Annotated in this window: 20 protein-coding genes; 9 read left to right on the top strand and 11 right to left on the bottom strand. The window is 72.6% G+C overall.

The genetic code is table 11. The features are described from left to right. Nucleotides 1–62 precede the first annotated feature (62 nt). Nucleotides 63–1,253, top strand: a complete 1,191-nt coding sequence (locus H030_RS0113900; protein ID WP_027006551.1) for a zinc-dependent alcohol dehydrogenase — start codon at nt 63–65, stop codon at nt 1,251–1,253. A 3-nt stretch (nt 1,254–1,256) separates the two neighbouring features. On the opposite strand, the gene H030_RS32085 is transcribed toward H030_RS0113900, so the two are convergent. After that, on the bottom strand, nt 1,257–1,937 hold the full coding sequence (locus H030_RS32085; protein ID WP_196809128.1) for a YihY/virulence factor BrkB family protein: 681 nt from the start codon (nt 1,935–1,937) through the stop codon (nt 1,257–1,259). A 392-nt stretch (nt 1,938–2,329) separates the two neighbouring features. Here H030_RS32085 and H030_RS0113890 point away from each other — a divergent pair, with 392 nt between their 5' ends. The 3 genes from H030_RS0113890 to H030_RS0113880 are packed head-to-tail and all read left to right on the top strand — an operon-like array spanning nt 2,330 to nt 3,779. Beyond that, nucleotides 2,330–2,890 carry a hypothetical protein gene (locus H030_RS0113890; RefSeq protein WP_027006550.1) on the top strand — a complete coding sequence of 187 codons (561 nt, stop codon included), beginning with the start codon at nt 2,330–2,332 and terminating at the stop codon, nt 2,888–2,890. Beyond that, on the top strand, nt 2,890–3,288 hold the full coding sequence (locus H030_RS32080; RefSeq protein ID WP_035127674.1) for a phage holin family protein: 399 nt from the start codon (nt 2,890–2,892) through the stop codon (nt 3,286–3,288). Before H030_RS0113890 ends, H030_RS32080 begins: the two co-directional genes overlap by 1 nt. Next, complete coding sequence (locus H030_RS0113880) at nt 3,267–3,779, top strand: DUF3618 domain-containing protein (RefSeq protein ID WP_027006549.1); 513 nt, start codon at nt 3,267–3,269, stop codon at nt 3,777–3,779. The genes H030_RS32080 and H030_RS0113880 overlap by 22 nt, the downstream gene beginning before the upstream one ends. A gap of 42 nt (nt 3,780–3,821) precedes the next feature. Here the strand turns inward: H030_RS0113880 and H030_RS0113875 are convergent, their stop codons facing one another. Beyond that, nucleotides 3,822–5,291, bottom strand: coding sequence for a PP2C family protein-serine/threonine phosphatase (locus H030_RS0113875; protein WP_196809127.1), 1,470 nt, complete (start codon nt 5,289–5,291; stop codon nt 3,822–3,824). Nucleotides 5,292–5,457: 166 nt separating this feature from the next. Here H030_RS0113875 and H030_RS0113870 point away from each other — a divergent pair, with 166 nt between their 5' ends. Both H030_RS0113870 and H030_RS37080 read left to right on the top strand, forming a co-directional pair. Next, nucleotides 5,458–6,426: a DUF892 family protein gene (locus tag H030_RS0113870; protein ID WP_027006547.1), complete on the top strand. Its 969-nt coding sequence runs from the start codon at nt 5,458–5,460 to the stop codon at nt 6,424–6,426. 98 nt (nt 6,427–6,524) lie between these two features. Continuing rightward, nucleotides 6,525–7,601 (top strand): PP2C family protein-serine/threonine phosphatase, encoded by a 1,077-nt coding sequence (locus H030_RS37080; protein WP_051222659.1) that lies wholly within the window; start codon nt 6,525–6,527, stop codon nt 7,599–7,601. Between the two features lie 355 nt (nt 7,602–7,956). On the opposite strand, the gene H030_RS39085 is transcribed toward H030_RS37080, so the two are convergent. After that, nucleotides 7,957–8,331 carry a hypothetical protein gene (locus H030_RS39085; protein ID WP_155892037.1) on the bottom strand — a complete coding sequence of 125 codons (375 nt, stop codon included), beginning with the start codon at nt 8,329–8,331 and terminating at the stop codon, nt 7,957–7,959. Between H030_RS39085 and H030_RS37075 the strand changes: the two genes are divergently transcribed. Continuing rightward, nucleotides 8,314–9,441: a hypothetical protein gene (locus H030_RS37075; protein ID WP_051222658.1), complete on the top strand. Its 1,128-nt coding sequence runs from the start codon at nt 8,314–8,316 to the stop codon at nt 9,439–9,441. The genes H030_RS39085 and H030_RS37075 overlap by 18 nt on opposite strands. Nucleotides 9,442–9,459: 18 nt before the next feature. On the opposite strand, the gene H030_RS0113835 is transcribed toward H030_RS37075, so the two are convergent. Together H030_RS0113835 and H030_RS32060 are read right to left on the bottom strand one after the other, a co-directional pair. Beyond that, nucleotides 9,460–10,092 carry a collagen-like protein gene (locus H030_RS0113835; RefSeq protein ID WP_081690808.1) on the bottom strand — a complete coding sequence of 211 codons (633 nt, stop codon included), beginning with the start codon at nt 10,090–10,092 and terminating at the stop codon, nt 9,460–9,462. A 79-nt stretch (nt 10,093–10,171) separates the two neighbouring features. Continuing rightward, nucleotides 10,172–11,203, bottom strand: a complete 1,032-nt coding sequence (locus tag H030_RS32060) for a tocopherol cyclase family protein (protein ID WP_035127672.1) — start codon at nt 11,201–11,203, stop codon at nt 10,172–10,174. A gap of 63 nt (nt 11,204–11,266) precedes the next feature. Here H030_RS32060 and H030_RS32055 point away from each other — a divergent pair, with 63 nt between their 5' ends. Together H030_RS32055 and H030_RS0113820 are read left to right on the top strand one after the other, a co-directional pair. Beyond that, nucleotides 11,267–13,474, top strand: a complete 2,208-nt coding sequence (locus tag H030_RS32055; protein ID WP_051222656.1) for an ATP-dependent Clp protease ATP-binding subunit — start codon at nt 11,267–11,269, stop codon at nt 13,472–13,474. 124 nt (nt 13,475–13,598) lie between these two features. Then, nucleotides 13,599–14,756: a Vms1/Ankzf1 family peptidyl-tRNA hydrolase gene (locus tag H030_RS0113820; protein ID WP_027006544.1), complete on the top strand. Its 1,158-nt coding sequence runs from the start codon at nt 13,599–13,601 to the stop codon at nt 14,754–14,756. Here the strand turns inward: H030_RS0113820 and H030_RS0113815 are convergent, their stop codons facing one another. The 6 genes from H030_RS0113815 to hpf form a co-directional block, all read right to left on the bottom strand. Then, nucleotides 14,757–16,043: a hypothetical protein gene (locus H030_RS0113815; protein ID WP_027006543.1), complete on the bottom strand. Its 1,287-nt coding sequence runs from the start codon at nt 16,041–16,043 to the stop codon at nt 14,757–14,759. Beyond that, nucleotides 16,040–16,582: an RNA polymerase sigma factor gene (locus H030_RS0113810; RefSeq protein WP_027006542.1), complete on the bottom strand. Its 543-nt coding sequence runs from the start codon at nt 16,580–16,582 to the stop codon at nt 16,040–16,042. Before H030_RS0113810 ends, H030_RS0113815 begins: the two co-directional genes overlap by 4 nt. Nucleotides 16,583–16,625: 43 nt before the next feature. Further along, a complete protein-coding gene (locus H030_RS32050; RefSeq protein ID WP_051222654.1) occupies nt 16,626–18,122 on the bottom strand; it encodes an aminotransferase class I/II-fold pyridoxal phosphate-dependent enzyme in 1,497 nt (498 codons plus the stop codon). 44 nt (nt 18,123–18,166) lie between these two features. Continuing rightward, nucleotides 18,167–19,234 (bottom strand): peptide chain release factor 2, encoded by a 1,068-nt coding sequence (prfB, locus tag H030_RS0113800; RefSeq protein ID WP_155892192.1) that lies wholly within the window; start codon nt 19,232–19,234, stop codon nt 18,167–18,169. Between the two features lie 46 nt (nt 19,235–19,280). Further along, on the bottom strand, nt 19,281–22,142 hold the full coding sequence (secA, locus tag H030_RS0113795; RefSeq protein WP_027006540.1) for a preprotein translocase subunit SecA: 2,862 nt from the start codon (nt 22,140–22,142) through the stop codon (nt 19,281–19,283). Nucleotides 22,143–22,320: 178 nt separating this feature from the next. Then, on the bottom strand, nt 22,321–22,701 hold the full coding sequence (gene hpf, locus H030_RS0113790; RefSeq protein WP_027006539.1) for a ribosome hibernation-promoting factor, HPF/YfiA family: 381 nt from the start codon (nt 22,699–22,701) through the stop codon (nt 22,321–22,323). Between the last annotated feature and the right edge of the window lie 43 nt (nt 22,702–22,744).

The raw sequence follows: 22,744 nt of genomic DNA, 5'->3' as shown, positions 1-22,744 counted from the left end.
CGCATGTGCGGGTTGGCGCAGCCCAGGCGTTCCCGAGGCCGGTTGCCGGGTAGCGCGGTGCCATGAAGGCACTCACCTGGCAGGGCGTCCACGACGTCCGCGTCGACACCGTCCCCGATCCCACCATCCAGGAGCCGACCGACGCGATCATCCGCGTCACGTCCTCCGGGCTGTGCGGTTCCGACCTGCACCTCTACGAGGTCCTCGGCGCCTACCTGGACGCCGGCGACATCCTCGGCCACGAGCCGATGGGGATCGTCGAGGCGGTCGGATCCGAGGTCACGAACATCAGGCCCGGCGACCGCGTCGTCATCCCGTTCAACGTCTCCTGCGGCCACTGCTACATGTGCGGCACCGGGCTGCAGTCGCAGTGCGAGACCACGCAGGTCCACGAGTACGGCACCGGCGCGTCGCTGCTGGGCTTCTCCAAGCTCTACGGGCAGGTCGCCGGCGGCCAGGCCGAGCTGCTGCGCGTACCCCAGGCCCACTACGGCCCGATCAAGGTGCCCGAGGGCCCGTCCGACGACCGCTTCGTGTTCCTCTCCGACGTGCTCCCCACCGCCTGGCAGGGCGTGACCTACGCCGACGTCGGCCCCGGCGACAGCTTCCTGGTCCTCGGCCTGGGGCCGATCGGCGAGATGGCGACACGCATCGCCCAGCACAGGGGCGTCGAGCACGTCATCGCGGTCGACGTCGTCCCGGACCGGCTGGAGCGCGCGCGAGCCCACGGCGTCCAGGCCATCAACCTGGAGGACCACGACGACCTCGCCGCGGTCGTCCGCGAGCAGACCGGCGGGCGCGGGCCCGACGCCGTGCTCGACGCGGTCGGCATGGAGGCCCACGGCGCGCCGGTCGGCAAGCTCGCCCACCGCCTCGCCGGCCTGTTGCCCGACGCGGCCGCGCAGAAGGTCATGGAGACCGCCGGCATCGATCGCCTCAGCGCGCTGCACTCCGCCTTCGAGCTCGTCCGTCGCGGCGGCACCGTCTCGGTCTCCGGCGTCTACGGCGGCGCCGCCAGCCCGATGAACCTGATGCAGATCTTCGACAAGCAGGTCCAGATCCGCGGCGGCCAGGCCAACGTCAAGCGCTGGATCGACGACATCATGCCCCTGCTCACCGGCGCGGACGACCCGCTGGGGACCGAGTCCTTCGCGACCCACCACGTCCCGCTGACCGAGGCGCCCGAGGCCTACAAGAAGTTCCAGACCAAGGAGGACGGCACCTTCAAGGTGGTGTTCAAGCCCGGCACCTGATCGTCACGACCGCTCCTCGCCGGCCGTGTCGTCGAAGGTGACCGACACGTGCTGGGCGTCACTGCGCTCCTCGATCCGGGCCAGGCGACGCAGGGCGCGCCGGTCGGCGGGCTCCATGGGCTCGAACAGCCCGCGGGGCCAGAGCCGGCCGGCGAGGACGCTGTTGAGCTCGGCCGAGTAGACGACGATCCGGGCGCCGAGGAAGATCCACGTCAGCAGCCCGATGACGGTGGCGAACGTGCCGTAGGCGGCGCCGGCGCCCTTGACGACGTGCCCGACGTAGGCGCCGCCGACCGCCTGCACGACGGTCCACAGGACGGTCGCCGAGACGATCCCGGGCCAGAGCTCGCGGTTGTCGACGTCGCCGGCGGTCAGCAGCCGGAAGGCGGCGATGAACAGCACCAGGTTGGTGGCCAGCGACACCGCGACGCCGGCGACGACGAGCAGGGGCCCGCCGACGCCGCCGGTCACGAGCCCCGACGCGACGGTCGAGAGGACCTGCAGCGTGCCCAGGATCGCGAGCAGCCCGAGGCCGCGCAGCCGCGAGAACAGGAAGTCGGGACGCTCGCGGTGCGGGACGCCGTGCACGCGCTGGAAGGCGGTCTGGGCCGCGAGCGTCACCCCGAGCCCGGCGAGCACGGCGCCGGCCAGGCCGATGACCAGCGCCGTCGGGCTGCCGGTCAAGGACCCCGCCTTGATCTGGTCGCCGACGATCGGGATGTCCTTGAGCCGAGTTGACCACCGCGTGCTGGGCGTCCGGGTTGCCGTCGAGCACGAACCCAAGCCCGGTGACGAAGACCAACAACAACGGGAACAGCGAGAAGAACCCGTAGTAGGCGATCAGCGCCGACAGGTTGCCGCCCTGGTCGTCGCCGAACTTCTTGATCACCGCCATCGGCACCGCCAGCGTCCGGTGCCGTCGCTGGAAGCGATCGAAGGCCTTCAGCGGAGCGAGCGGGTCCATGTCGCGCTTCTTCCCGATCCGGGACACCGTGTACCGCGAATGTCTCGTTTGAGCGGCGCACGACAACGGGGACCCAAGACCTACACGCAGGAACCGACTCTTGGGAGGACTCATGACGCAGACCGACGCCGGGACCGCCGAGCAGGTCAAGGACAAGGCGACCGAGGTCGCCGGGCAGGCGCAGGAGAAGGCGCAGCAGGCCGCGGGCCAGGCCCGCGACCAGGTGCGGTCGCAGATCGACCAGCGCTCGACGGACGCGGGCCAGCGGGTCAGCGAGCACGGCAGCGACCTGCGCGCGGTCGGCGAGCAGCTGCGCGAGCAGGGCAACGACGGCCCGGCCAAGCTGGCCGGCCAGGCGGCCGACCGCGTCGAGCGCGCGGGCAGCTGGCTCAGCGAGTCCGACGCCGACAAGATCCTGCACGACGTCGAGGACGCCGCGCGCAGGAACCCGTGGGCCGTCGTTGCAGGCGGGATCGCGCTGGGCTTCGCCGCCTCGCGCTTCCTGAAGGCGTCGAGCAGCGATCGCTACGCAGCACGCGGCACGACGCCGACGCCGGCACCCGCGCCGGAGCTGCAGCGGCCGCCACACACCGGCACCACGCCGGGCGCCACCACGCTCCCGCGCCCGATCGAGCCCGGCGAGCCGCGCTTCGCCGGCAACGGCGCGACCTGATGTCGGGCAACGGCACCGACCTGCGCGACAGCTCGATCGGCGACCTGCTCAAGCAGCTGTCGGAGGAGACGTCGACGCTCGTCAAGCAGGAGCTCGCGCTCGCGCGGGCCGAGCTCGAGCAGCAGGGCAAGCGCGCCGGCAAGGGCGCGGGCATGCTCGGCGGCGCGGGCGTCGCCGTGCTGCTGATGCTCGGCACGCTGACCGCGACGCTGGTCGGGGTGCTCGACACCGCGATGGCGTTCTGGCTCGCGGCGCTGATCGTGACCGTGCTGTGGACCGCCGTCGCCGGCGTCCTGGCGCTGCAGGGCCGCAACGAGATCCAGCAGGCGACGCCGCCTGTGCCACAGACCGTCGAAACCGTGAAGGAGGACGTGCAATGGGCCAAGACCCGGACATGATCCGCAAGGACATCGAGGACACCCGCGACCGCATGGGCGACACCGTCGACGCGCTCGGCTACAAGACCGACGTCACGGCTCGCGCCGGCGACAGGGTCAGCGCCGTCAAGGACAGGATCACCGGTGCGGCGCCGTCCGGCGGCGACATGCAGGACGGTGCGAAGAAGGCCGCCGGGATCGCCCAGGAGAACCCGCTCGGGCTCGCGATCGGCGCGGTCGCGATCGGCTTCCTGGCCGGCATGCTGCTGCCCTCCACGAAGATGGAGGACGACAAGCTCGGGCCGATGGCCGACCAGGTCAAGGACCAGATCAAGGACACCGGCGCCGAGGCGCTGGAGCACGGCAAGGCCGTTGCCGGCGAGACCGCCTCGGCGGCCGTCGACGCCGCCAAGTCCACCGCCCAGGAAGAGGGCCAGGCGCACGCCGACGACCTCAAGGGCACCGCTCAGGACAACGCGCAGGCCGCCCGCGAGGGCGTGGCCGGCGCCTAGCGCCTGGGGCGCGGCGCGGGGAGACGTCTCCCGCGCCGCGCGTCACCCTTCGCTGGGGCCGCGGTCGTCCCGCGCCTCGGCGACCGCGGGGTTCGGGACCAGCACGACGACCGTCGCGTCGTCGTCGAGCGGGTCCTCGACCGCCGCGCGGACCGCGTCCTCGATCGCCCGCAGCGTCCCCGCGGCCGAGGCGAGCGGCGCCTTGGCGACCGCGTCGCGGATCCCGTCCAGCCCGAGCGTCCCGCCCGCGAGCGTCGGGCGCGCCAGGACGGCGTCCGACAGCAGCACGAGGCGGTCGCCATCGACGATCCGCCGCCGCTGGACCTCCGGCTCGGTGGGCATGCGGCGCGCGCCGAGCTTGGGCAGCACGCCATCGCCCAGCACCTCCAGCTCGCCGTCGGCGCCGATCAGGATCGGCGCGTGCTCGCCGCACGTGACCCAGCAGACCGTCGACGTCGCGCCGTTGTAGGTCGCGATCGTGGCGTGCGCGGTCGCCCGGCCGCGCGAGACCTCGCGCAGCACCTCGTGCATCGCGCGGACGACGCCGCCCGGGTCGGCGCCCGCGTGGCGCGCCGCGCGGAACGCGCCGAGCGTGACCGCGCCCAGGCCGGCCGCCGCCGGGCCCGCGCCCTCGGTGTCGGCAATCCCGATCCACGCGCCGTCGTGGTTCTCGGCGTAGTCGAACCAGTCGCCGCCGATGTCGTAGCCGGGCAGGACGTTGCCGGCGATCAGCGCGCCGGCGATCCGCAGGATCCGCGGCGGCAGCAGGTTCTGCTGGATCTCGGCCGCAGGCGTGGTCGGGCGCGTGCGCCGCGCCGACGCGATCGCGTCGGTGTACTCGTCGGCGAGCGCGATCGACGCCGCGGCCGCCGCCGCCAGGTCGCGCAGCGCGTCGTCGCGCGCGCCGAGCGCCAGCAGCGCGCCCGTCGCGCGGCCGCGCAGGTACATCGGCGCGACGGCGACGCCGGGCAGCAGCTCGCCGATCGCCGCGCGCAGCGGCTCGACGCCCTCGCGCGGGATCTCGGGGCCGACCGCCAGCGGGACGGGGATGCGCTCCGGGAAGCCGCCGCCGCCGGCCAGCCGCTGCAGCGTGGTGCCGTCGAGATCGCAGAGGTAGACCGCGGCGACGGTGACGCCGGGCAGGCGCTGGGCCTCGGCCACGACCTGGTCGCCGACCAGGAACGGCGGGACCTTGTTGAGGACGTCGGCGACCGACAGCGGCGTCGGCGCCGTGCGCGCGAGCTCGCCCGCCGGCCGCAGGACCTCGACCCCGTCGGCCTCGGCCTCGTCGCGCTCGCGGTCGCGGACGGCCCGGACGAGGTCGTCGCGTGAGGGGAAGTGCCGGTAGGCGGTCCCGCGGCTGACCTCGGCCGCGGCGGCGATCTCGATCATCGTCGCGTCCGGGCGCTCGACGAGCAGGCGCCGCGCGGACTCGACGAGCTTCGTGCGGTTCAACGCTGCGTCGCTGCGCCGCCGCCGTCGCCTGCCCACCGGGTTCCGGTCCTGCGCCATGGCGAGCATCATAGACACAACCGACACATGGTGTCTCAGATCGTTGTCTGTGCTGGTTGTCTCACTTCATCGAGGTGTGGGAGCCGGACGGGTCGGGGTAGCTCGAACGGGCTCGGCCCGCGGTCCCCCCTCTTCCCCAACCACCCTCAGCAGAACGGGAACACCCATGGATGACTCCACCCAGAAGGTCGTGCAGTACCTCGGTGAGGCGCACGCCAGCGAGCAGGCGCTCGTCCGCGTGCTGCAGTCGCAGATCGCGATGACGCCGCGCGGTTCCTACCGCTCCGCGCTGGAGGACCACCTCGACGAGACCCGCGACCACGCCGGTCGCGTGCAGCGGCGCCTCGCCGACCTCGACGGCGGCTCCAACCCGCTGGCGGCCGTGATCACGCTCGCCGAGACCCTCTTCGGCCAGGCGCTGGCGCTGAGCAAGACCCCGGTGGACCTGCTGCGCGGCTCCGGCGGCGAGGAGAAGGTCCTCAAGAACGCCAAGGACGCGGCCGCCACGGAGGCGCTGGAGATCGCGACCTACACCGCGCTCGAGCACCTCGCCCGCGCCACCGGCGACGACGAGACCGCCGACATGGCCGCGTCGATCCGCGCCGACGAGCAGCGGATGCTCGAGCGGATCCTGCGCGAGATCCCGCGGCTGACGGGCGCCGTGACCGCGGCCGAGGTCGACGGCGACAGCTCCTTCGACATCGGCAGCACGGGCGCCGCCGAGGCGGTCAAGCGCACCGCCACCCAGGCCCGCAGGGTGCCGGGCGTGGCCCGCGCCGAGGGCGAGGTCAAGGGCGCGCTGGCCTCCGAGGAGGACCTCGCGATCGCCGGCTACGACAGGCTGACCGTGGCCCAGATCACCGCGCAGCTCGACGGGCTCTCGCAGATCGACCTGGCCAAGGTCGACGCCTACGAGCGCAAGAACCAGGACCGGACGGGCATCACCGAGCGGATCGCGAAGCTGCGCGGCGACGAGCCGTGGCCGGGCTACGACGAGCTGACCGCCGCCGAGATCAAGGCCGTCCTGGACGAGGGCGACGACGAGCGCGGCCAGCGCGTGCGCTCCTACGAGCGCGACCACAAGAACCGCTCGAGCGTGCTCCGCGCGGCCGGGCGCCAGCACAGCCAGGCCTAGGCGGCACCGTCATCGCTCGCGACGACCCGCCGCCCGCCGGGCCCGGTCCGGCCGCGCTGCTCGGCGTCGAGCCCGCCCACGATGCGCCGCGGCGCATCGTGGAGGCGGGCTCGGCGCTGGCGGGCGTGCCGCTGGGCCTGTACGTCATCGACCTCGACGGGTCCGGCGCCGTCCGGTTGGCCGGCGAGGCGTCGGCGTTCCCGGAGCGCATCGACGCACCCCTGGGCATCGGCCCGGAGATCGCGCTCGACGTGCTCGGCACGTTGGAGGAGCTGATCGGCGACGTGATGACCGCCGGGGCGATGGTCCCGCTCGTGGTCCGCGATCGCGTGCTCGGGTTCCTCCTCGCGCGGGAGCAGACCGATGAGGACCTCTCCGCGTTCGCGGAGGAGGCGGCGATGGCGCTGGAGCTGGTCTCGGGCTACACCGACGTGGTCCACGCCGCCCGCCGGCACAAGGAGGTCCAGGCCGCCGCCGAGATCCAGGAGAACCTGCTGCCGCCGCGCATCGCCCGGCTCGAGGGCGCGGCGCTGGCCGGCGGCGTCCTGCCCGGCTACGAGGTCGGCGGCGACTTCTTCGACCACGCCAGCAACGCCGAGGGCGTCTGGCTGATGGTCGCCGACGCCACCGGCAAGGGCAACGGCGCCGCCGCGCTGGCGTCGCTGGGCGTGGGCGCCGTCCGGGCCGCGCGCCGCAGCGGCAAGGGCCTGGTCCAGGCCGCCGAGGACATCGACGCGGCGATCCGGAGCCTGGGCGATCCCGAGCGCTTCCTGACGATGCTGCTGGCGCTGTGGTCGCCGGCCGACGGCGTCCTGCGCTGGCTGGCCTGCGGCCACCCGCCGCCCCTGGTGGTGCGGGCCGGCGGCGCGATCGAGGAGCTCGGCGGCGCCACGACCTACCCGCTCGGCGCGCTGGACGCCGACCGCGCCTTCACGCCCGCCCAGGCGCGCCTGGAACCCGGCGACCGGCTCGTCCTCTACTCCGACGGCGTGACCGAGCGGCGCCTTGGCGACGGCTCGCTGTTCGGGCTCGACGGCGTCCGCGCGGTCCTCGCCCGGCCCGATCTCGAAGGCGCCGCGGCGACCGTCCGGGCGTTGCAGGACGCGGTCATCGGCGCAGGCCCCGAGCCCATGCGCGACGACGCCACGCTGCTCGTGCTGGCTCGCGACCGCTGACCTCCGTCTCCGCCCGCTCGAGCCGGATCCGCCGCGGCCGTGCCCCACTTCGGCACGATCATCGGTGAGGATTTGCACAGGCATGGCGCGCGAGGCTCCATGAAAGCGGAAGCGGGGAGCACGAACGGTGGTCGGTCGCGGGAGGCTCGGAGTGGGCTGTGGAGGCGCCGGGACAGGAGCTGGCCATGCTTCGCCGCGTCGTCCGAGTGCCCCTCGCGCTGCCGATCGTGATCGCGGCCGTCGCGCTCGCGGTGCTCGCCCCCACCGCGCCGGCGCGGCCGCTGCGCGGGCATGTCCCGTGGTCGGTGCTGCTGTGCCAGTTCTCCGACCAACCGGTGCAACAGCAGCCGCCGAGCTACTTCGTGCAGTTCCTGACCGATGCCGGCGCGGGGTCGGGCGGCGTCGCCCAGTACTGGCGGACGATCTCGTCGGGTGCGATCGACCTGGCCGGCTCGACGGTCTCGGGCTGGTTCACGATGAACGTGACGCTCGCCAGTCCCAGGCGCAGGGCAAGACGCGAGCCTCGCGGATCGACGACTGCGTCGCCGCGGCCGGCAGGAACGGCGTCGTCCCGCCGGCCGGCAACAGGATCCTCGCGATCATCAACGGCGTCGTCGACTCCGGCAACGACGGCACCAGCGATCGCGGACGCGTCCTGCTCGACCCGCTCGCCTGGAACAACGGCTGGGCGGCACACGAGATGGGCCACAGCATGGGCCTGGTCGCGCACTCGTTCTCCAACGACCCGACGTACAGGAACTCCGGCTCCTCCGGCATCGGCGAGTACGACGACATGTACGACGTGATGAGCAACGCGCACATCTTCGGCGCGGCGGTCGGGCCGTTCACCCCGGACCCGCCGGGCCTGACCGCCGAGTACCTCGACCGCGAGGGCTGGCTGCGCCGCAACCAGATCGTCACCTTCGGCGCCGACGGTTCGACGAACCGAACGCTCACGCTCACCGATCTCTACCACCAGCCGAGCAGTTCCGGGATCCGCGAGATCCGCGTCCCGTTCGACCCCAACGACCTGTACCACTACTACACGATCGAGCTGCGGATCAAGCGCAGCTGGGACGGCGGCATCCCCGCCAGCGCCGTCCTGATCAACGAGGTCAGGCGCGACGCCACAGGCCAGCCGGTCCCGTTCCTGCAGCTCGCCCCCACGCCGGGGCGCGGCGGCGGCGTGACCGGCACGTTCTCCAGCCTCGCGGCGCAGTCGCTGACCGCCAACGGCGTGACGATCCGCGTCGGGGCGATCGACGCGACGCGCGGCGTCGTCGCCGTGAGGGTCGCCAGCGGGATGGCCGACCGCTGCCGCCGCGGCTTCGTCTGGCGCGAGGCGCGCCCGACCGACCACGTCTGCGTCGTCCCGTCGGTCCGGACCGACGCCCGCAACGACAACGCCGGTGACAGGATCCGCCACCTGCCGGGCTCGAGGACCTGCCTGCCCGGCTTCGTGTGGCGCGAGGCGTTCCCGAACGACTTCGTCTGCGTCATCCCGAGGCACCGCACCCAGGCGCGCAACGACAACGCCGCCGCCGACAGCCGCAACAACCCGGCCCGCGACGTCTTCGGCCCCAACACGTGCAAGCCCGGGTACGTCTGGCGCGAGGCCGACCTGCGCGACTGGGTCTGCGTGACCGGACAGGTCCGCGACGACGTCACCGCCGACAACGCGGCCGCCGCGTCGCGCCACCTGCCGGGCTCACGCACCTGCGTGTCGGGCTTCGTCTGGCGCGAGGCGTTCCCGAACGACTTCGTCTGCGTCATCCCGAGGCGCCGCACCCAGGCGCGCAACGACAACGCCGCGGCATCCGGGCGACTGGCGGTGCCGTGATGCCGACCGGGAACCCGCCTACGTGTGCAGCGTCCCCACGCGGATCACGTAGACCGTCGCGCTCGTCGAGACGGAGGTGTTGTAGCCGCTGCAGCCGACGTAGACGTGCTGCGTGGCGGTGGTCGTGAAGCCCTCGGAGACCGAGAGCGAGAGGCTCGAGCCGTCGCCGGGCGCGTAGCCGAAGCTGATGCGGCCGAGGCCGTGGTAGACGATGCACTGCGGCGCCCTGTTGGTCACGGCGCCCATGTAGGCCTGGCCGGTGACGATGTAGTTGCCGGGGGGCACGTCGACGCCGCTGCCCGTGCCGAGGGCAGCGATCTGCCAGGCCTCGCTCGGGCCCATCGGCCCGGTCGCGCCGTTCCTGCCCGCCACGCCGTCCCTACCGGGCGCGCCGTCCTTGCCGGCCGCGCCGTCCTTGCCCGCCGTGCCGGCGGTGCCCGCGGGTCCCTGGGCTCCCTTCACGCCGGCCGTACCGGCCCTTCCGCGCAGCGTCCGCCGCGCGCTGCTGCTCAGGTCGGAGGCCGAGAGCGACCCGCTCTTGACCTGGCTCGAAGACGTGATGATGTAGTTGGAGGCGGCGATGCCGGTGCCGGTCGTCGCCATGACGAGGGCGACGGTCGCGACGACCATGGACGCGGACGGTTTGCGCATGCCCCTAGCGATAGCGGCACGACGCGCAACCGGCCACCCCCGGGCGACTAGGAACCGGGGCCCGACCTGCAGCTCGGCGTCAGGGCGCGGTGCCCTGCTCCAGCCCGGCCAGGAGCGACTCGCCGGAGAACACGGTGCGCCCGCGGCGGCGCACCTTCAGCGTCAGCGCGCCCGCGAGGTGCTGGTGCGCGGCGTCCTCGGCGTGCCTGCGCGCGCCCGGGACCGGGATCGGCAGCAGGTGCGGCGGCGTGCCGTTGGCGTGGCCCTCGACCTCGACGGCGACCCCGCCCGCAGTCCGGCCGGACAGGCGCCAGCCGTCCGCGCCGACGTCGACATGTAGGGGTTGCAACGGCCGGACCAGCCGGACCAGCTCTCCGCCGGCGCTGACGACCAGCGACGTCGCGACGACCCGCAGCGGACCGACGCCCGCCAGCCCGCCGGCGAACGCGACGCAGGCGCCCGGGTCGCTGTCGAACGCGTGCGCCTGGCCCCACCACCAGCGCTCCGGGAAGCCGCCGTTGGACCAGTTCTTCTCGGCGTAGGCGACGGCGCCGTCCAACGCGACCTCGCGTCCCTCGACCACCGCCCGCCCCCGGACCTCCGCGCGCAGGAGCCAGGGATGCCAGTACTGCGAGAGCCCCGGGATCGCCTGCGCCGCCCCCAGCCCGCCGAACGCCCGCCGCGGCCAGCGCCCCGGCCGCAGGAGCTCGACCTCGACCTCCGCCCCGGGAACCCGGACCGCGAGGCGCTCGGGCGTCGCGTCGAGGAACGCGTGGGCGGAGTCGCGCGCCTCGTCGGAGTCGCGCGCGTCGGCGGTCTCCCCCGCCCCCGAGATCCGCAGCGTCCTCCCGTCCGGCGAGACCGTCGCCGCGCCGACCACCTCCGCGCGCGAGAAGCCGCCCGGGTGTGCCGCCACGCCCACGGTCCCCCACGGCGCCCCCGACGCATCGCGGTTGACCGCGGCCAGCACCACGACCACGGCGCCGGAGTCGACACGAGAGAACCGCCAGAACCAGCCCTCCATCGCCACCCCGTGCGCCCGCACCGGATCGCTGAACGGCGGATCGGCGCCCAGACGGCGGTATGTGTCGGCCCACACGTAACGGATCATCGCAGCTCGGTACTATCTCAGTGCAAGCCACTCAAGTTTCCATCCTCTCCCCACCCAGGAAACATGCCTGAACAGCCTTTCACCAACATCGTGCCCTGCTCCATCTGCGCCGAGCGCCCCGGCACGCTCCACATGGTCGTCCAGACCGAGAGCGGCCGCCAAGGCGCCGTGATGTGCGAGAGCTGCGCCCGCGACCTCATGGAGGGCTTCGGCCAGGCCGGCTTCGGCCCCTCCTCCCAGGGCAACGACAACGCCGACTTCACCGCCGCCAACGGCATGAACAGCCCGTTCGGCCCCGGCCGCCGCGGCGCCGCCGGCACGCAGACGCGTCAGCGCGCCGAGAACGCCAACGCCTCCAAGACCCCCGCGCTCGACGAGTTCGGCCGCGACCTGACCCGCGACGCGGGCGACGGCCGCATCGACCCCGTCATCGGCCGTGAGGACGAGATCGCCGAGACGATCGAGATCCTCGCCCGCCGCCGCAAGAACAACGCCGTGCTGATCGGCGAGGCCGGCGTCGGCAAGACCGCGATCGCCGAGGGCCTGGCCCTGCACATCCACAACAACGACGTGCCCGAGGCCCTGCAGGGCGTCCGCGTCGTCGCCCTCGACATGGGCTCGCTGGTCGCCGGCTCGCAGTACCGCGGCCAGTTCGAGCAGCGCCTGAAGCAGGTCCTGGCCGAGGTCACGGACGCCAACGGCAAGATCATCATCTTCGTGGACGAGCTCCACACGGTCCTGGGCGCCGGCGGCGCCGAGGGCGCGATGGACGCAGCGAACCTGCTCAAGCCGATGCTCGCCCGCGGCGAGCTGCGGATGGTCGGCGCGACCACCCTCAGCGAGTTCCGCAAGATCGAGCGCGACGCCGCGCTGGCCCGCCGCTTCTCGCCCGTCACCGTCGATGCGCCCAGCGTCGAGGAGACCGTCGAGATCCTGAAGGGCCTGCGGTCCGCCTACGAGGACCACCACGCCGCGACGATCACCGACGCCGCGATCACGGCTGCCGCTCGCCTGAGCGACCGCTACCTGACCGAGCAGCACCTGCCCGACAAGGCGATCGACATGATGGACCAGGCCGCCGCCAAGCTGCGCCTCGCAACGCCCCGTCCCATCGACGCCGACACGCTGCGCGAGCAGCTGAAGTCCGCCGTCGAGGCCGAGGACTACGAGCGCGCCGCGGAGATCAAGACGAAGCTGGCCCAGCAGGGTGAGACCGGGACGACCGGTGGCGCCAAGGTCATCGTCGACGAGGCCTCCGTCGCAGCGGTCGTCGCCACGCGCACCGGGATCCCGGTGGGCGAGCTGGTCGCCGGCGAGCTGCAGCGCCTCACCGACCTGGAGGACGACCTGCACCAGCGCGTCGTCGGCCAGGACGAGGCGGTCGAGAAGGTCGCCGACACGATCCGCCGCGCACGCGTCGGGCTCGCCGAGCCGGACCGGCCCCTGGGCTCGTTCCTGTTCCTCGGCCCCACGGGCGTCGGCAAGACCGAGCTGGTCAAGGCCCTGAGCGAGCGCCTGTTCGCCACCGAGGACAGCCTCGTCCGGATCGACATGTCCGAGTACCGCGAGCCGCACACGGTCGCGCGGCTGATCGGCTCGCCGCCCGGCTACGTCGGCTACGGCGACGGCGGCCAGCTCACCGAGCCGGTCCGGCGCCGCCCGTACAGCGTGATCCTGCTCGACGAGATCGAGAAGGCGCATCCCGAGGTGTGGAACGTCCTGCTGCAGCTGCTCGACGACGGTCGCCTGACCGACGGCGAGGGCCGCACGGTGGACTTCACCAACGCCGTGATCGTGATGACGTCGAACCTCGGCGCCGGGAAGGCCAAGCGCGGCATCGGCTTCACCGCCGCCGACGCGCCGGCCGACGACGACCGCATGGTCGCCGCCGCGAAGTCCGCGTTCCTGCCGGAGTTCGTCAACCGGATCGACGAGGTCGTGACGTTCGACGCGCTCACCGGCGACGACATCACGCAGATCGCGCGCCTGATCGTCGACCGCGTGGCCGACCGCCTGCAGACCGAGCGGAACGTCACGCTGACCGCCGACGACGAGCTGGTCGCCCAGCTCGCGGCCGACGGGTTCGACGAGGAGTTCGGCGCCCGCCCGCTGCAGCGCCACGTGCGCCGCACGCTGGAGCGGGAGCTCACCCGGGCCATCCTGGCCGGGACCCTGACCGACGGCGCGCACGTGCGCGCCACGGCCGGCGAGGACGGCGGTGTGGCTTTGGAGGTCAGCGCCGCCGTCGCGCCGGAGGCGATCGCCGCCTAACGGCGGTGCTCGCCGCCTCCTGACGGAGAGGACGAAGGACACGAGGGCCGGGCGTTCCGAGAGGGACGTCCGGCCCTTCGTCGTTCGCGGGTTCCCCGCGGGCGTGAGAGGGTAGGCGGTCAGCATGGCGACCGACATCACGACCGACCGGCTGCGTGAGCTCGCCGAGACGCGCTCCGCAAACGGCAAGGTCCTCAGCGTCTTCATCAACCTCGACCCGCGCGAGTTCGCCACGCCTCCCGCGCGCGCGACCGAGATCAGCTCGGTGCTGGACGAGGCGTCCCGCACGATCCGCGACCTCGCGGGCCTGACCCACGAGGAGCGCAAGGAGCTCCAGCAGGACGTCGAACGCGTCCGCGCGGGCCTGACCAACGGGGTCGACACGGAGGGCGCCCGTGGCCTCGCGGTGTTCGCCTCGCAGCCCGCCGGGCTGTACGAGGTGCTCAAACTCCCGCGTCCCGTCGATCACAAGGTCGTCATCGCCGATCACCCGAGCGTCGAGCCGCTGGCCAGGATCGGGACCGGCGAGCTGTGGTGGCTCGTGCTGGTCGACCGCAAGCACGCACGGCTGCTGACCGGGACGGTCGACGGGATCGTCGAGGCCTGGCGCCACGAGGACGACGTCACCGCGAAGATCGACAGCGCCAAGACCGACCAGGACGGCCGCTCGCAGAGCCGCTACGAGCGCGGCGTCGAGCACGAGGTCGACAAGCACCTGAAGGGCATCGCCGCCGAGCTGGGCAGGCGCCTGCACGGGGTCCGGATCGCCGGGATCCTCGTCGGCGGGCGCAGGGACGTCGTCTCGCAGTTCGAGGAGCGGATGCCCTCCGACCTCAAGAAGTGCCTGAAGGGGCGCTTCGACGCCGAGGTCTGGAACAGCTCCGCCGACGAGGTCCTGAAGGCCGCGATGCCGGTCCTGGACGAGCTGAGCGCGCGCCGCGACGAGGAGCTGCTGGAGAAGGTCGGCAGCGGCCTCGGGACGTCGCGTGCGGTGGCCGGGCTGACCGACGTCCTGACCGCGGTGCACGAGCGCCGCGTGGACACCTTGATCGTTCAGGAAGGCTTCACGGCCAAGGGCACGCGCTGCCCGCAGTGCGGCTGGATGGGCCAGAGCGCCGGCGGGCAGTGTCCGGCCGACGGGACGATGACCGAGGTGGTGGACAACATCGTCGAGGCGGCCGTCGGCCGCGCGTTCGGCCAGGACGCGCGGGTGCGGTACCTCGCCGCCGACGAGGGCCACCTCGAGAGGCACGGCTCGATCGCGGCGCTGCTGCGGTTCTAGCTAGCGCACGCGGAAGCGGTAGTTGCCGACCGTGAACACACGGCGGTCCCGGGGCGTGCCCGCGAGGAACTGGTACTGCACGACCCCGTGGTAGACGCCGCGGCGGGCGGTCCGGAACTTCACCGTGACCACCTCGCCGCGGCGCACGTCGCGGTTGACCGTGCCGGAGCCCCAGCCGCGCGCGCCGCGCAGCTTGCGCGTGACCTCGTAGAGCGCGTCGGCGTTGGTCAGCGCGACCGGTGCGCGGAAGGAGACGACGACGTCGAGGCGATGCGTCCTGTGGTTGGGCACCGTGTGGGCGCGGACCCGCGCGCGGACGCTCGCCTTCGTCACGCCCGGCGGCAGCGGGTGCGGCTTCAGGCCGACCTGCGGGCAGCCGCGCCGGCGGTCGGCCCAGCCCATCGGCGTCACCGCGCAGACCGAGTTGTCGTCGAACGTCACCTTCGTGATCGGCGTCTGCAGCGGCTCGGGGTCGGTGCCGTACAGGGAGCCCGAGATGCCGTTGCTGAGCGTGCGGCTCCAGGGCAGGACGAGCAGGTAGGCGCCCCACGGGCGCGCGACCGGGACCGTGGCCGGCGTGCCGTCGGGCTTGTTGTAGGTGATGCTCCGGGCGTGCGGGCCGAGCGTGCCGTAGATCAGGTCGCGCAGGTCGGCCGGCGCGCACTCGTGGACGGTCGGGTCGCCGACGATCTCGCCGGGCGGCACGCACGCACCGTCCTGGGCGGTCGCGGCCGCGGGGATGCCGCCGCGCGACTGCGTCAGGAACAGGCGCCCGGCGGCGTCGAGCTGGGCGCACGGGCCGCTGACGCCGTACTGCGCGGAGAACGGGTGGAAGCGCCCGTCGTCGCCGAACGCGAGGTCGGTCCCGAGCGCGCCGAGGCGGCCGCCGACGGCGCGGCCGACCTGCAGGCAGCCGGTCCCGCGGGTCGTCGACGTCACGCGCAGCCCCCACGCCGGACCGCCGACCGGGTCGGCGACCCGCAGCGGCAGCACGTCGAGCGAGCCCGGCAGGACCGTCCCGTTGCCCCGCCCGGGCCCGGCCGGCCAGCCGCCGGGGTCCCTGGCCGGAGCGCCGATCGGGATGACGCCGCCCGCGGCCAGCGCGGCCGCCGCGCCGAGCAGCAGCGCCGCGACGAGGACGAGCGCGCCGCGCCGCGACAAGCGCCCGCGCGCACGGCGGCGGCGCGGGCGTGGCGGAGCTGCCGCGCGCGACCCGGCGCGCGACTCGGCGATCCGGCGGGCGATCGCGGCTTCCAGCTCGTGTTCCAGCTCGGGGATCAGGGTCATGGCGTGTCTCCTGACGAGGCGAGGCGGCGGAGGGTCGAGAGGCCGCGGCTGACGCGTTGGCGGATCACGGCGGGTGAGGTCGCGAGGTCGTGGGCGATGGTCTCGTAGGGCTGGTCCTCGAGGACGCGGCGGCGGACCGCCTCGCGCTGGTCCTCGGGCAGCTCGGCGAGCCAGGCCTCGCCGCCGGCGGCATCGGCGACGGCCTCGAGCGTCGCGTCGCTCAGCGCGACCGGCTCCATCCCGAGCCGGGCGCGCGCGTCGCGCTCGACCTGCCCGGACCTGAACGCGGCGAACGCGACGAACCGCGCGATCCCCAGCAGCCAGGCGCGCGCCGAGTCGCCGCGCAGCTGCGCCCGCGCCTCGTAGGCGCGCGCGAACGTCTCGGCGACGACGTCGACCGTCAGCTCGGCGTCGCCGCCGACCATCCGGCCCGCGTACGCGACGACGGACGGCTCGTGGCGGCGGTAGAACGCGGCGAACGCCGACGCGTCCTGTCCGGACCGCGCCAGCAGCTCCGCGTCGGTGGGCTCGGGTGCCATCGCCTCTGTAGTGGTGAAGCGCGGCCCGTTTTGTGACGACGGGCTACGTCGCCAGGACGTGGATCGTGCGCATCGTCGGGTCCGCCGCGCCGTGCAGGCGCGCGCCGGAGTCGACCAGCTCGCGCAGGTAGGCGGCGGTGTCGGCGGTGATCCGCTCACCGGGCAGCAGCGCCGGGATGCCCGGCGGGTAGCCGGCGATCGACTCGCAGGAGATCCGGCCGATGGCGTCGTCGAGCGCGACCACCGCGCTCTGCCCCAGGAACGCGTCGCGCGGCGCGACGACCATCTCGTTGTGCAGCGAGGCGGGCGAGCGGACCAGCGCCTCGACCGGCGGGCGGTCGCGCGCGATCCGCTTGACGATCTCGTCGACGTCGCCCGCGAAGCGCACGAGCGCCTCGGCCGGCTGGTTGATGCCGATGATGCAGACCATCGTCGCGACCGTCGCCAGCTCCGGGTGCACGTCATAGGCATTGCGAAGGGCGTCGGCCACCTCGTAGCCGGTGCAGCCGGTCGCGCGCGTGTCGAGGACCAGCCGCAGCGGGTCGTAGGCCGCGATCCCCGGCCGCCCGACGAAGTTGTAGTCGATGGTCTTGATCCCCGGCGTCGCGGCGAGCTTCTCGCGCGTCGCCCTGGCCGCCGCGATCGTCTCGTGCAGCAGCGCCTCGCCGTGCACGGCGAGCTGGCGGCGCGCGCCGTCGAGCGAGGCCATCAACAACGACGACGGCGACGTCGAGCGCACCAGCCGGATCGCGCGGCCGACCGCGGCGGGGTCGATCCGGCCGGTCTCGGCGACGTGCAGCATCGCTGACTGGGTGAGCGATCCCGCGATCTTGTGTGTGGACGTCAGGACCGCGTCGGCGCCGAGGCGCAACGCGGACTCCGGCAGGTCCGGGTGGAAGCCGAAGTGCGGACCCCACGACTGGTCGACGACCAGCGCGACGTGGCGCTCGTGCGCGACGCGAGCAAGTGCTTCAACATCCGCCGCCATCCCGTAGTAGGTCGGCGAGACCAGGAACGCCACCCGCGCGTCCGGGTCGGCGTCGAGCGCCGCGGCCAGGTCCTCCGGCGTCACGCCGTGCGCGAGGCCCAGCTCGTCGTCGTAGGTCGGCGCGACGAACGACGGCAGGCCGCCGGACAGGACGAGCCCGTCCACGATCGACGCGTGCGAGTTGCGTTGTGCGACAACATGGGTCCCGAGCGGGGCCAAGGCCAAGCACAAGGCGTGGTTGCCCTGCGTGGCCCCGTTGGTCAGGAACCACGTCCGCGCCGCGCCGTGGGCCTCGGCGGCCAGCGCCTCGGCGCGCTCGTAGGGCGTCGGCGACGGGCCGAGGTCGACCCCGTGGATGTCCTGCGGGATGTCGAGCCCGAGGACGCGCTCGCCGAGCGCGTAGCGCAGCCCCGGGTCGGCGCCCGGACCGCCCTTGTGGCCCGGGACGTGGAACCGTCCCGGCCCCCGGAACCCGTAGGCGACGACCGCATCCAGGTACGGCGCGGTCGGCTGCTCGGAAGGGCCGGACTTGGGGGTGCTCGCCTCGCTCATCGCCCGCCAGGCTATCGGCCGCGAGTTTCGCCGCCAGGCGAGGCTTACCCCGCGGACTTGAGCAGGTACTCGCGGACGAACCCGTCGAGGTCGCCGTCGAGCACGCGCTGCGCGTCGCCCATCTCGCGGTCCGTGCGGTGGTCCTTGACCATCGTGTACGGGTGCAGCACGTAGGAGCGGATCTGGGAGCCGAAGTTGACGTCGAGCGTCTCCCCCTTCTCCTTGGCGATCTCCTCCTGGCGCTCGCGCTCCTGGCGCTCCAGGATCTTGGACCGGAGCATCTTCATCGCGGTCTCCTTGTTGGCCGACTGCGAGCGCTCGTTCTGGCACTGCACGACGATGCCCGTCGGGCGGTGGGTGATCCGGACGGCGGAGTCCGTCTTGTTGACGTGCTGGCCGCCGGCGCCGGACGCGCGATAGGTGTCGATCTGGAGGTCGTCGGAGTCGATGACGACGTCGCCCGTGTCCTCGATGACCGGCGCGACCTCGACGCCCGCGAACGCCGTCTGCCGTCGCGACTGCGCGTCGAACGGCGAGATCCGGACCAGGCGATGCACGCCCTGCTCGGCGTTGAAGAGCCCGTAGGCGTTCTCGCCCTCGGCGCGGAACGTGGCGGACTTGATGCCCGCCTCCTCGCCGTCGCTGGCCTCCAGCAGCTCGACCTTGAACCTCCGCGACTCGGCCCAGCGCATCATCATGCGCAGGACCATCTCGGCCCAGTCCTGGGCGTCGGTGCCACCGGCGCCCGCGTTGACGGTCACCAGCGCGTCGCCGGCGTCGTAGGGGCCGGAGAAGAGGCGCTCCTCCTCGAGCTCCGATAAGCGCGACTCGACCGACGCGAGCTGCTCGGTCAGCTCGCCGGCCAGCTCGTCGTCCTCGGCGGCCAGCTCGACGAGCCCGTCGAGGTCCTCGATGTCGCCGGCCAGGTCGGTGTAGGTCTTGAGCTTGCGCGTGGCGCGCGCGTACTCGGTGTTGACCCTCGCGGCGGCCGCCGGGTCGTCCCAGAAGCCGTCGACCTGCATCGCGCCTTCCAGCCGCGTGGCGTCGGCCGCCAGCGCGTCGGGATCGGTCGACGCGCGCAGGCGCTCGAAGCTCGTCTGGATCGCGGCGATGCGCTGCGGGACGGGTGTGTCGTTGTTCGGTGTGCTCACTACGGACTTACGACCCGTGGCACTTCTTGTACTTCTTGCCGGAGCCACACCAGCACGGGTCGTTGCGGCCGATCGTGTCGTGCTCGTCGACGCGGCGCTGCTGGACGATCGGGAGCGCCTCCTCGTCGTCGGGCGACGCCTCGGCGTAGCCGACCGCCGCGCCGCCGCCGGCCGCCTCGGTCAGCGCCGACGGCTGCTGGGTGCCGACGCCGCCGGAGTACTGCACGCTCGTCGGGCCGCCCTGGGGCTGCGGGAGCGCGGGCTCCTCGGCGTCCTCGACCGTGACCTCGACGTGGTAGATCATGCGCGAGAAGTCCGCCCAGATCGAGTTCATCAGGTCGGTGAAGAGGTCGAACGCCTCGTTCTTGTACGCGACGAGCGGATCGATCTGCGCGAACCCACGGAGGTGGATGCCCTCGCGCAGGTAGTCCATGTCGTACAGGTGCTCGCGCCACTTGTTGTCGATCACCTGCAGCAGCAGGTAGCGCTCGAGCGCGCGCATGAGCTCCTCGCCGAGCTGCTCCTCGCGCGCGTCGTACATCGTCATCGCCTCGGCGACGAGCCTCTCGACGAGCTCTTCGCGCTCGTTGACCTCGTCGATGCTGTCCGGGCCGAAGCCGACCGGGAAGATGTCGGCCAGCGCGGTGAACAGACCGTTGACGTCCCAGTCCTCGACGTACTCGGAGACCGTGTACTCGTCGACCACGCGGCGGATGACGTCGGCGACGTTCTCGCGCGCGACCGGGCCCATGTCGCGACCCTCGAGCACCTCGTCGCGGTACTTGTAGACCACGCGGCGCTGCTCGTTCATCACGTCGTCGTACTCGAGGACGCGCTTGCGCAGCAGGAAGTTCTGCTCCTCGACCTTCTTCTGGGCCTTCTCGATCTGCTTGGAGAGCATGCCGGCCTCGATCGGCTCCTCGTTGCCCTCCTCGTCGGTCGTGCCGAGCCTGTCGAGGATCTTGTAGATCCGGTCGCCCGCGAACAGGCGGACCAGGTCGTCCTCGGCGGAGAGGAAGAAGCGCGACTCGCCCGGGTCGCCCTGGCGGCCGGCGCGGCCGCGCAGCTGGTTGTCGATGCGGCGCGACTCGTGGCGCTCGGTGCCGCAGATGAAGAGGCCGCCGGACTCCATGACCCTGTCGTGGTCGGCGACGACGCGCTCCTCGATCTTGGGGTAGATCGACGCGTAGGTCTCTTCGTAGTCGGGGTCGCCGGGCGACAGGCCGAGGTTGCGCAGCTCGAGCTCGGTCTGGTGCTCGGGGTTGCCGCCGAGCTTGATGTCGACGCCGCGGCCCGCCATGTTGGTGGCGATGGTCACCGCGCCGGGGCGGCCGGCCTCGGCGACGATGTCGCCCTCGCGCGCCGCGTGCTCCGGCTTGGCGTTGAGGACCGCGTGCGGGATCCCGAGCTTGTCCAGGCGGCGCGAGATCATCTCGGAGATCTCGACGGAGATCGTGCCGACGAGGATCGGCTGGCCCTGCTCGTGGCGCTCCTTGATGGTCGACAGGAGGGCGTTCCACTTGCCGTCCTTGGTCTTGTAGACCTGGTCGTTCTTGTCCCTGCGGACCATCGGGCGGTTCGTCGGGATCTGGACGACCGGGAGCTTGTAGATCTTCATGAACTCGGTCGCCTCGGTGAGGGCGGTGCCCGTCATCCCGGCGAGCTTCGAGTACATGCGGAAGAAGTTCTGGTACGTGATCGTCGCGAGGGTCTGGTTCTCCTCCTGGACCGCCACGCCCTCCTTCGCCTCGACCGCCTGGTGCAGGCCCTCCGACCAGCGCCGGCCGTCGAGGATGCGCCCGGTGAACTCGTCGATGATCTTGACCTCGTTGTCGACCACCGCGTAGTCGACGTCCCTCTTGTAGAGGGACTCGGCCTTCAGCGACTGCAGCAGGTGGTTGACCAGCGGGCCGTTCTCGGCGCGGTACAGGTGGTCGATGCCGAGGAACCTCTCGGCCTTCGCGACGCCCTGCTCGGTGACCGCGACGGTCTTGTGCTTCTCGTCGTACTCGAAGTCGAAGTCCGCGACGAAGTCCTTGCGCGCACGCGGGTCCATGCCCTCGGGCGTCTTGCCCGCGATCATGACCTTGGCGAGCCTGGCGAACTGCACGTAGGCCTCGGCGGCGGCCTCGGGCGCGCCGGAGATGATCAGCGGCGTGCGGGCCTCGTCGATGAGGATGTTGTCGACCTCGTCGACGACCGCGTAGAAGTGCATGGCGATCGGACGGCCATCCTCGGCGATGCGGCCGCCGTGCTGGACCTTGTCCTCGATCGACTGCGCCATGTTGTCGCGCAGGTAGTCGAAGCCGAACTCGGAGTTCGTGCCGTAGGTGACGTCGGCGCCGTAGGCGGCCGCGCGCTCGTCGGGGTCCTGGTCGTGCTGGATGATCCCGACCGTGACGCCGCAGGCCTCGTAGAGCGGCATCATCCACTCGGCGTCGCGCTTGGCCAGGTAGTCGTTGACCGTGACGACGTGGACGCCCTTGCCGGCCAGCGAGTTGAGGACGACGGCGAGCGTGCCCGTGAGGGTCTTGCCCTCGCCGGTGCGCATCTCGGCGATGTTGCCGCCGTGCAGGACCATGCCGCCGATCAGCTGCACGTCGAAGTGGCGCATCCTCATGCGCCGCTTGCCGACCTCGCGGGTGATCGCGAAGACCTCCGGCAGGACCTCGTCGAGCGCCGCGTTGAGCTTGTCGTCGGACGTCTGACTGCGCACGTGCTGGCGCAGCGCCTCCATCCGCTCCTTGAGCTCCTCGTCGGACTCGAGCTCCAGCTCGGGCTCGAAATCGGCAATTCGCGCCACACGCTTCTCGTATTGGCGGAACTGCTTTGACTCTCCGATGTTCAACGCGCGGTCGAGCAGACCCATGCCGTCAGTGTAGTCGGCGTCGGCCGCGCTGAGCGGTCAAACCGCTGCCCGGACGGCCGGTTGGCAGGACGGCGTTGGCGTGGCGCCTTGCCGCTGCTGGGAAGGGGCCCCGAAACGACGTCGCGCCGCCCCTTGCGAGGCGGCGCGATCGGCCGTGCTGCGCGGTCGGGCGCGCAGCTCAGATGTAGGCCTGGGCGCCCTCGGCGGCGTCCGGCTGCTCCATCCCGGGCGGGGCCATCGCCAGCGCGCGTGACTCCCGGCGCTTTCGGCGCTTGTCCCGGTGGCGCTTGACCTGGACGGCGAGCTCGTCGGCCACGAGGTTGATCGAGTGGGCCATGTCGCGGGACCTGTCGCAGGCACGCAGCGTGGTGCCCTTGACGCGCAGGGTGACCTCGGCGATGAACGCGTCCGGGTTGGACGGGTTCTGCTCCTGGCTGAGCTCGACCTCGAGCGTTGCCAGCTCGGACACCTGCTTCCCCACCTTGGCGAAGCGCTTCTCCACATGCTCCCGGATCTCGTCCGAGATGGTCATGTGACGGCCCTTGACCTCGATCTGCATACGGCCCTCCTGGGGCTGGGATCACTAGGTCTTCGTCACCGTA

This window comes from Conexibacter woesei Iso977N (genome assembly GCF_000424625.1).
GTDB lineage: Bacteria > Actinomycetota > Thermoleophilia > Solirubrobacterales > Solirubrobacteraceae > Baekduia > Baekduia woesei_A.
Note: the sequence above shows the minus strand (reverse complement) of the source record. Positions and strands in the feature narration are given on the sequence as shown.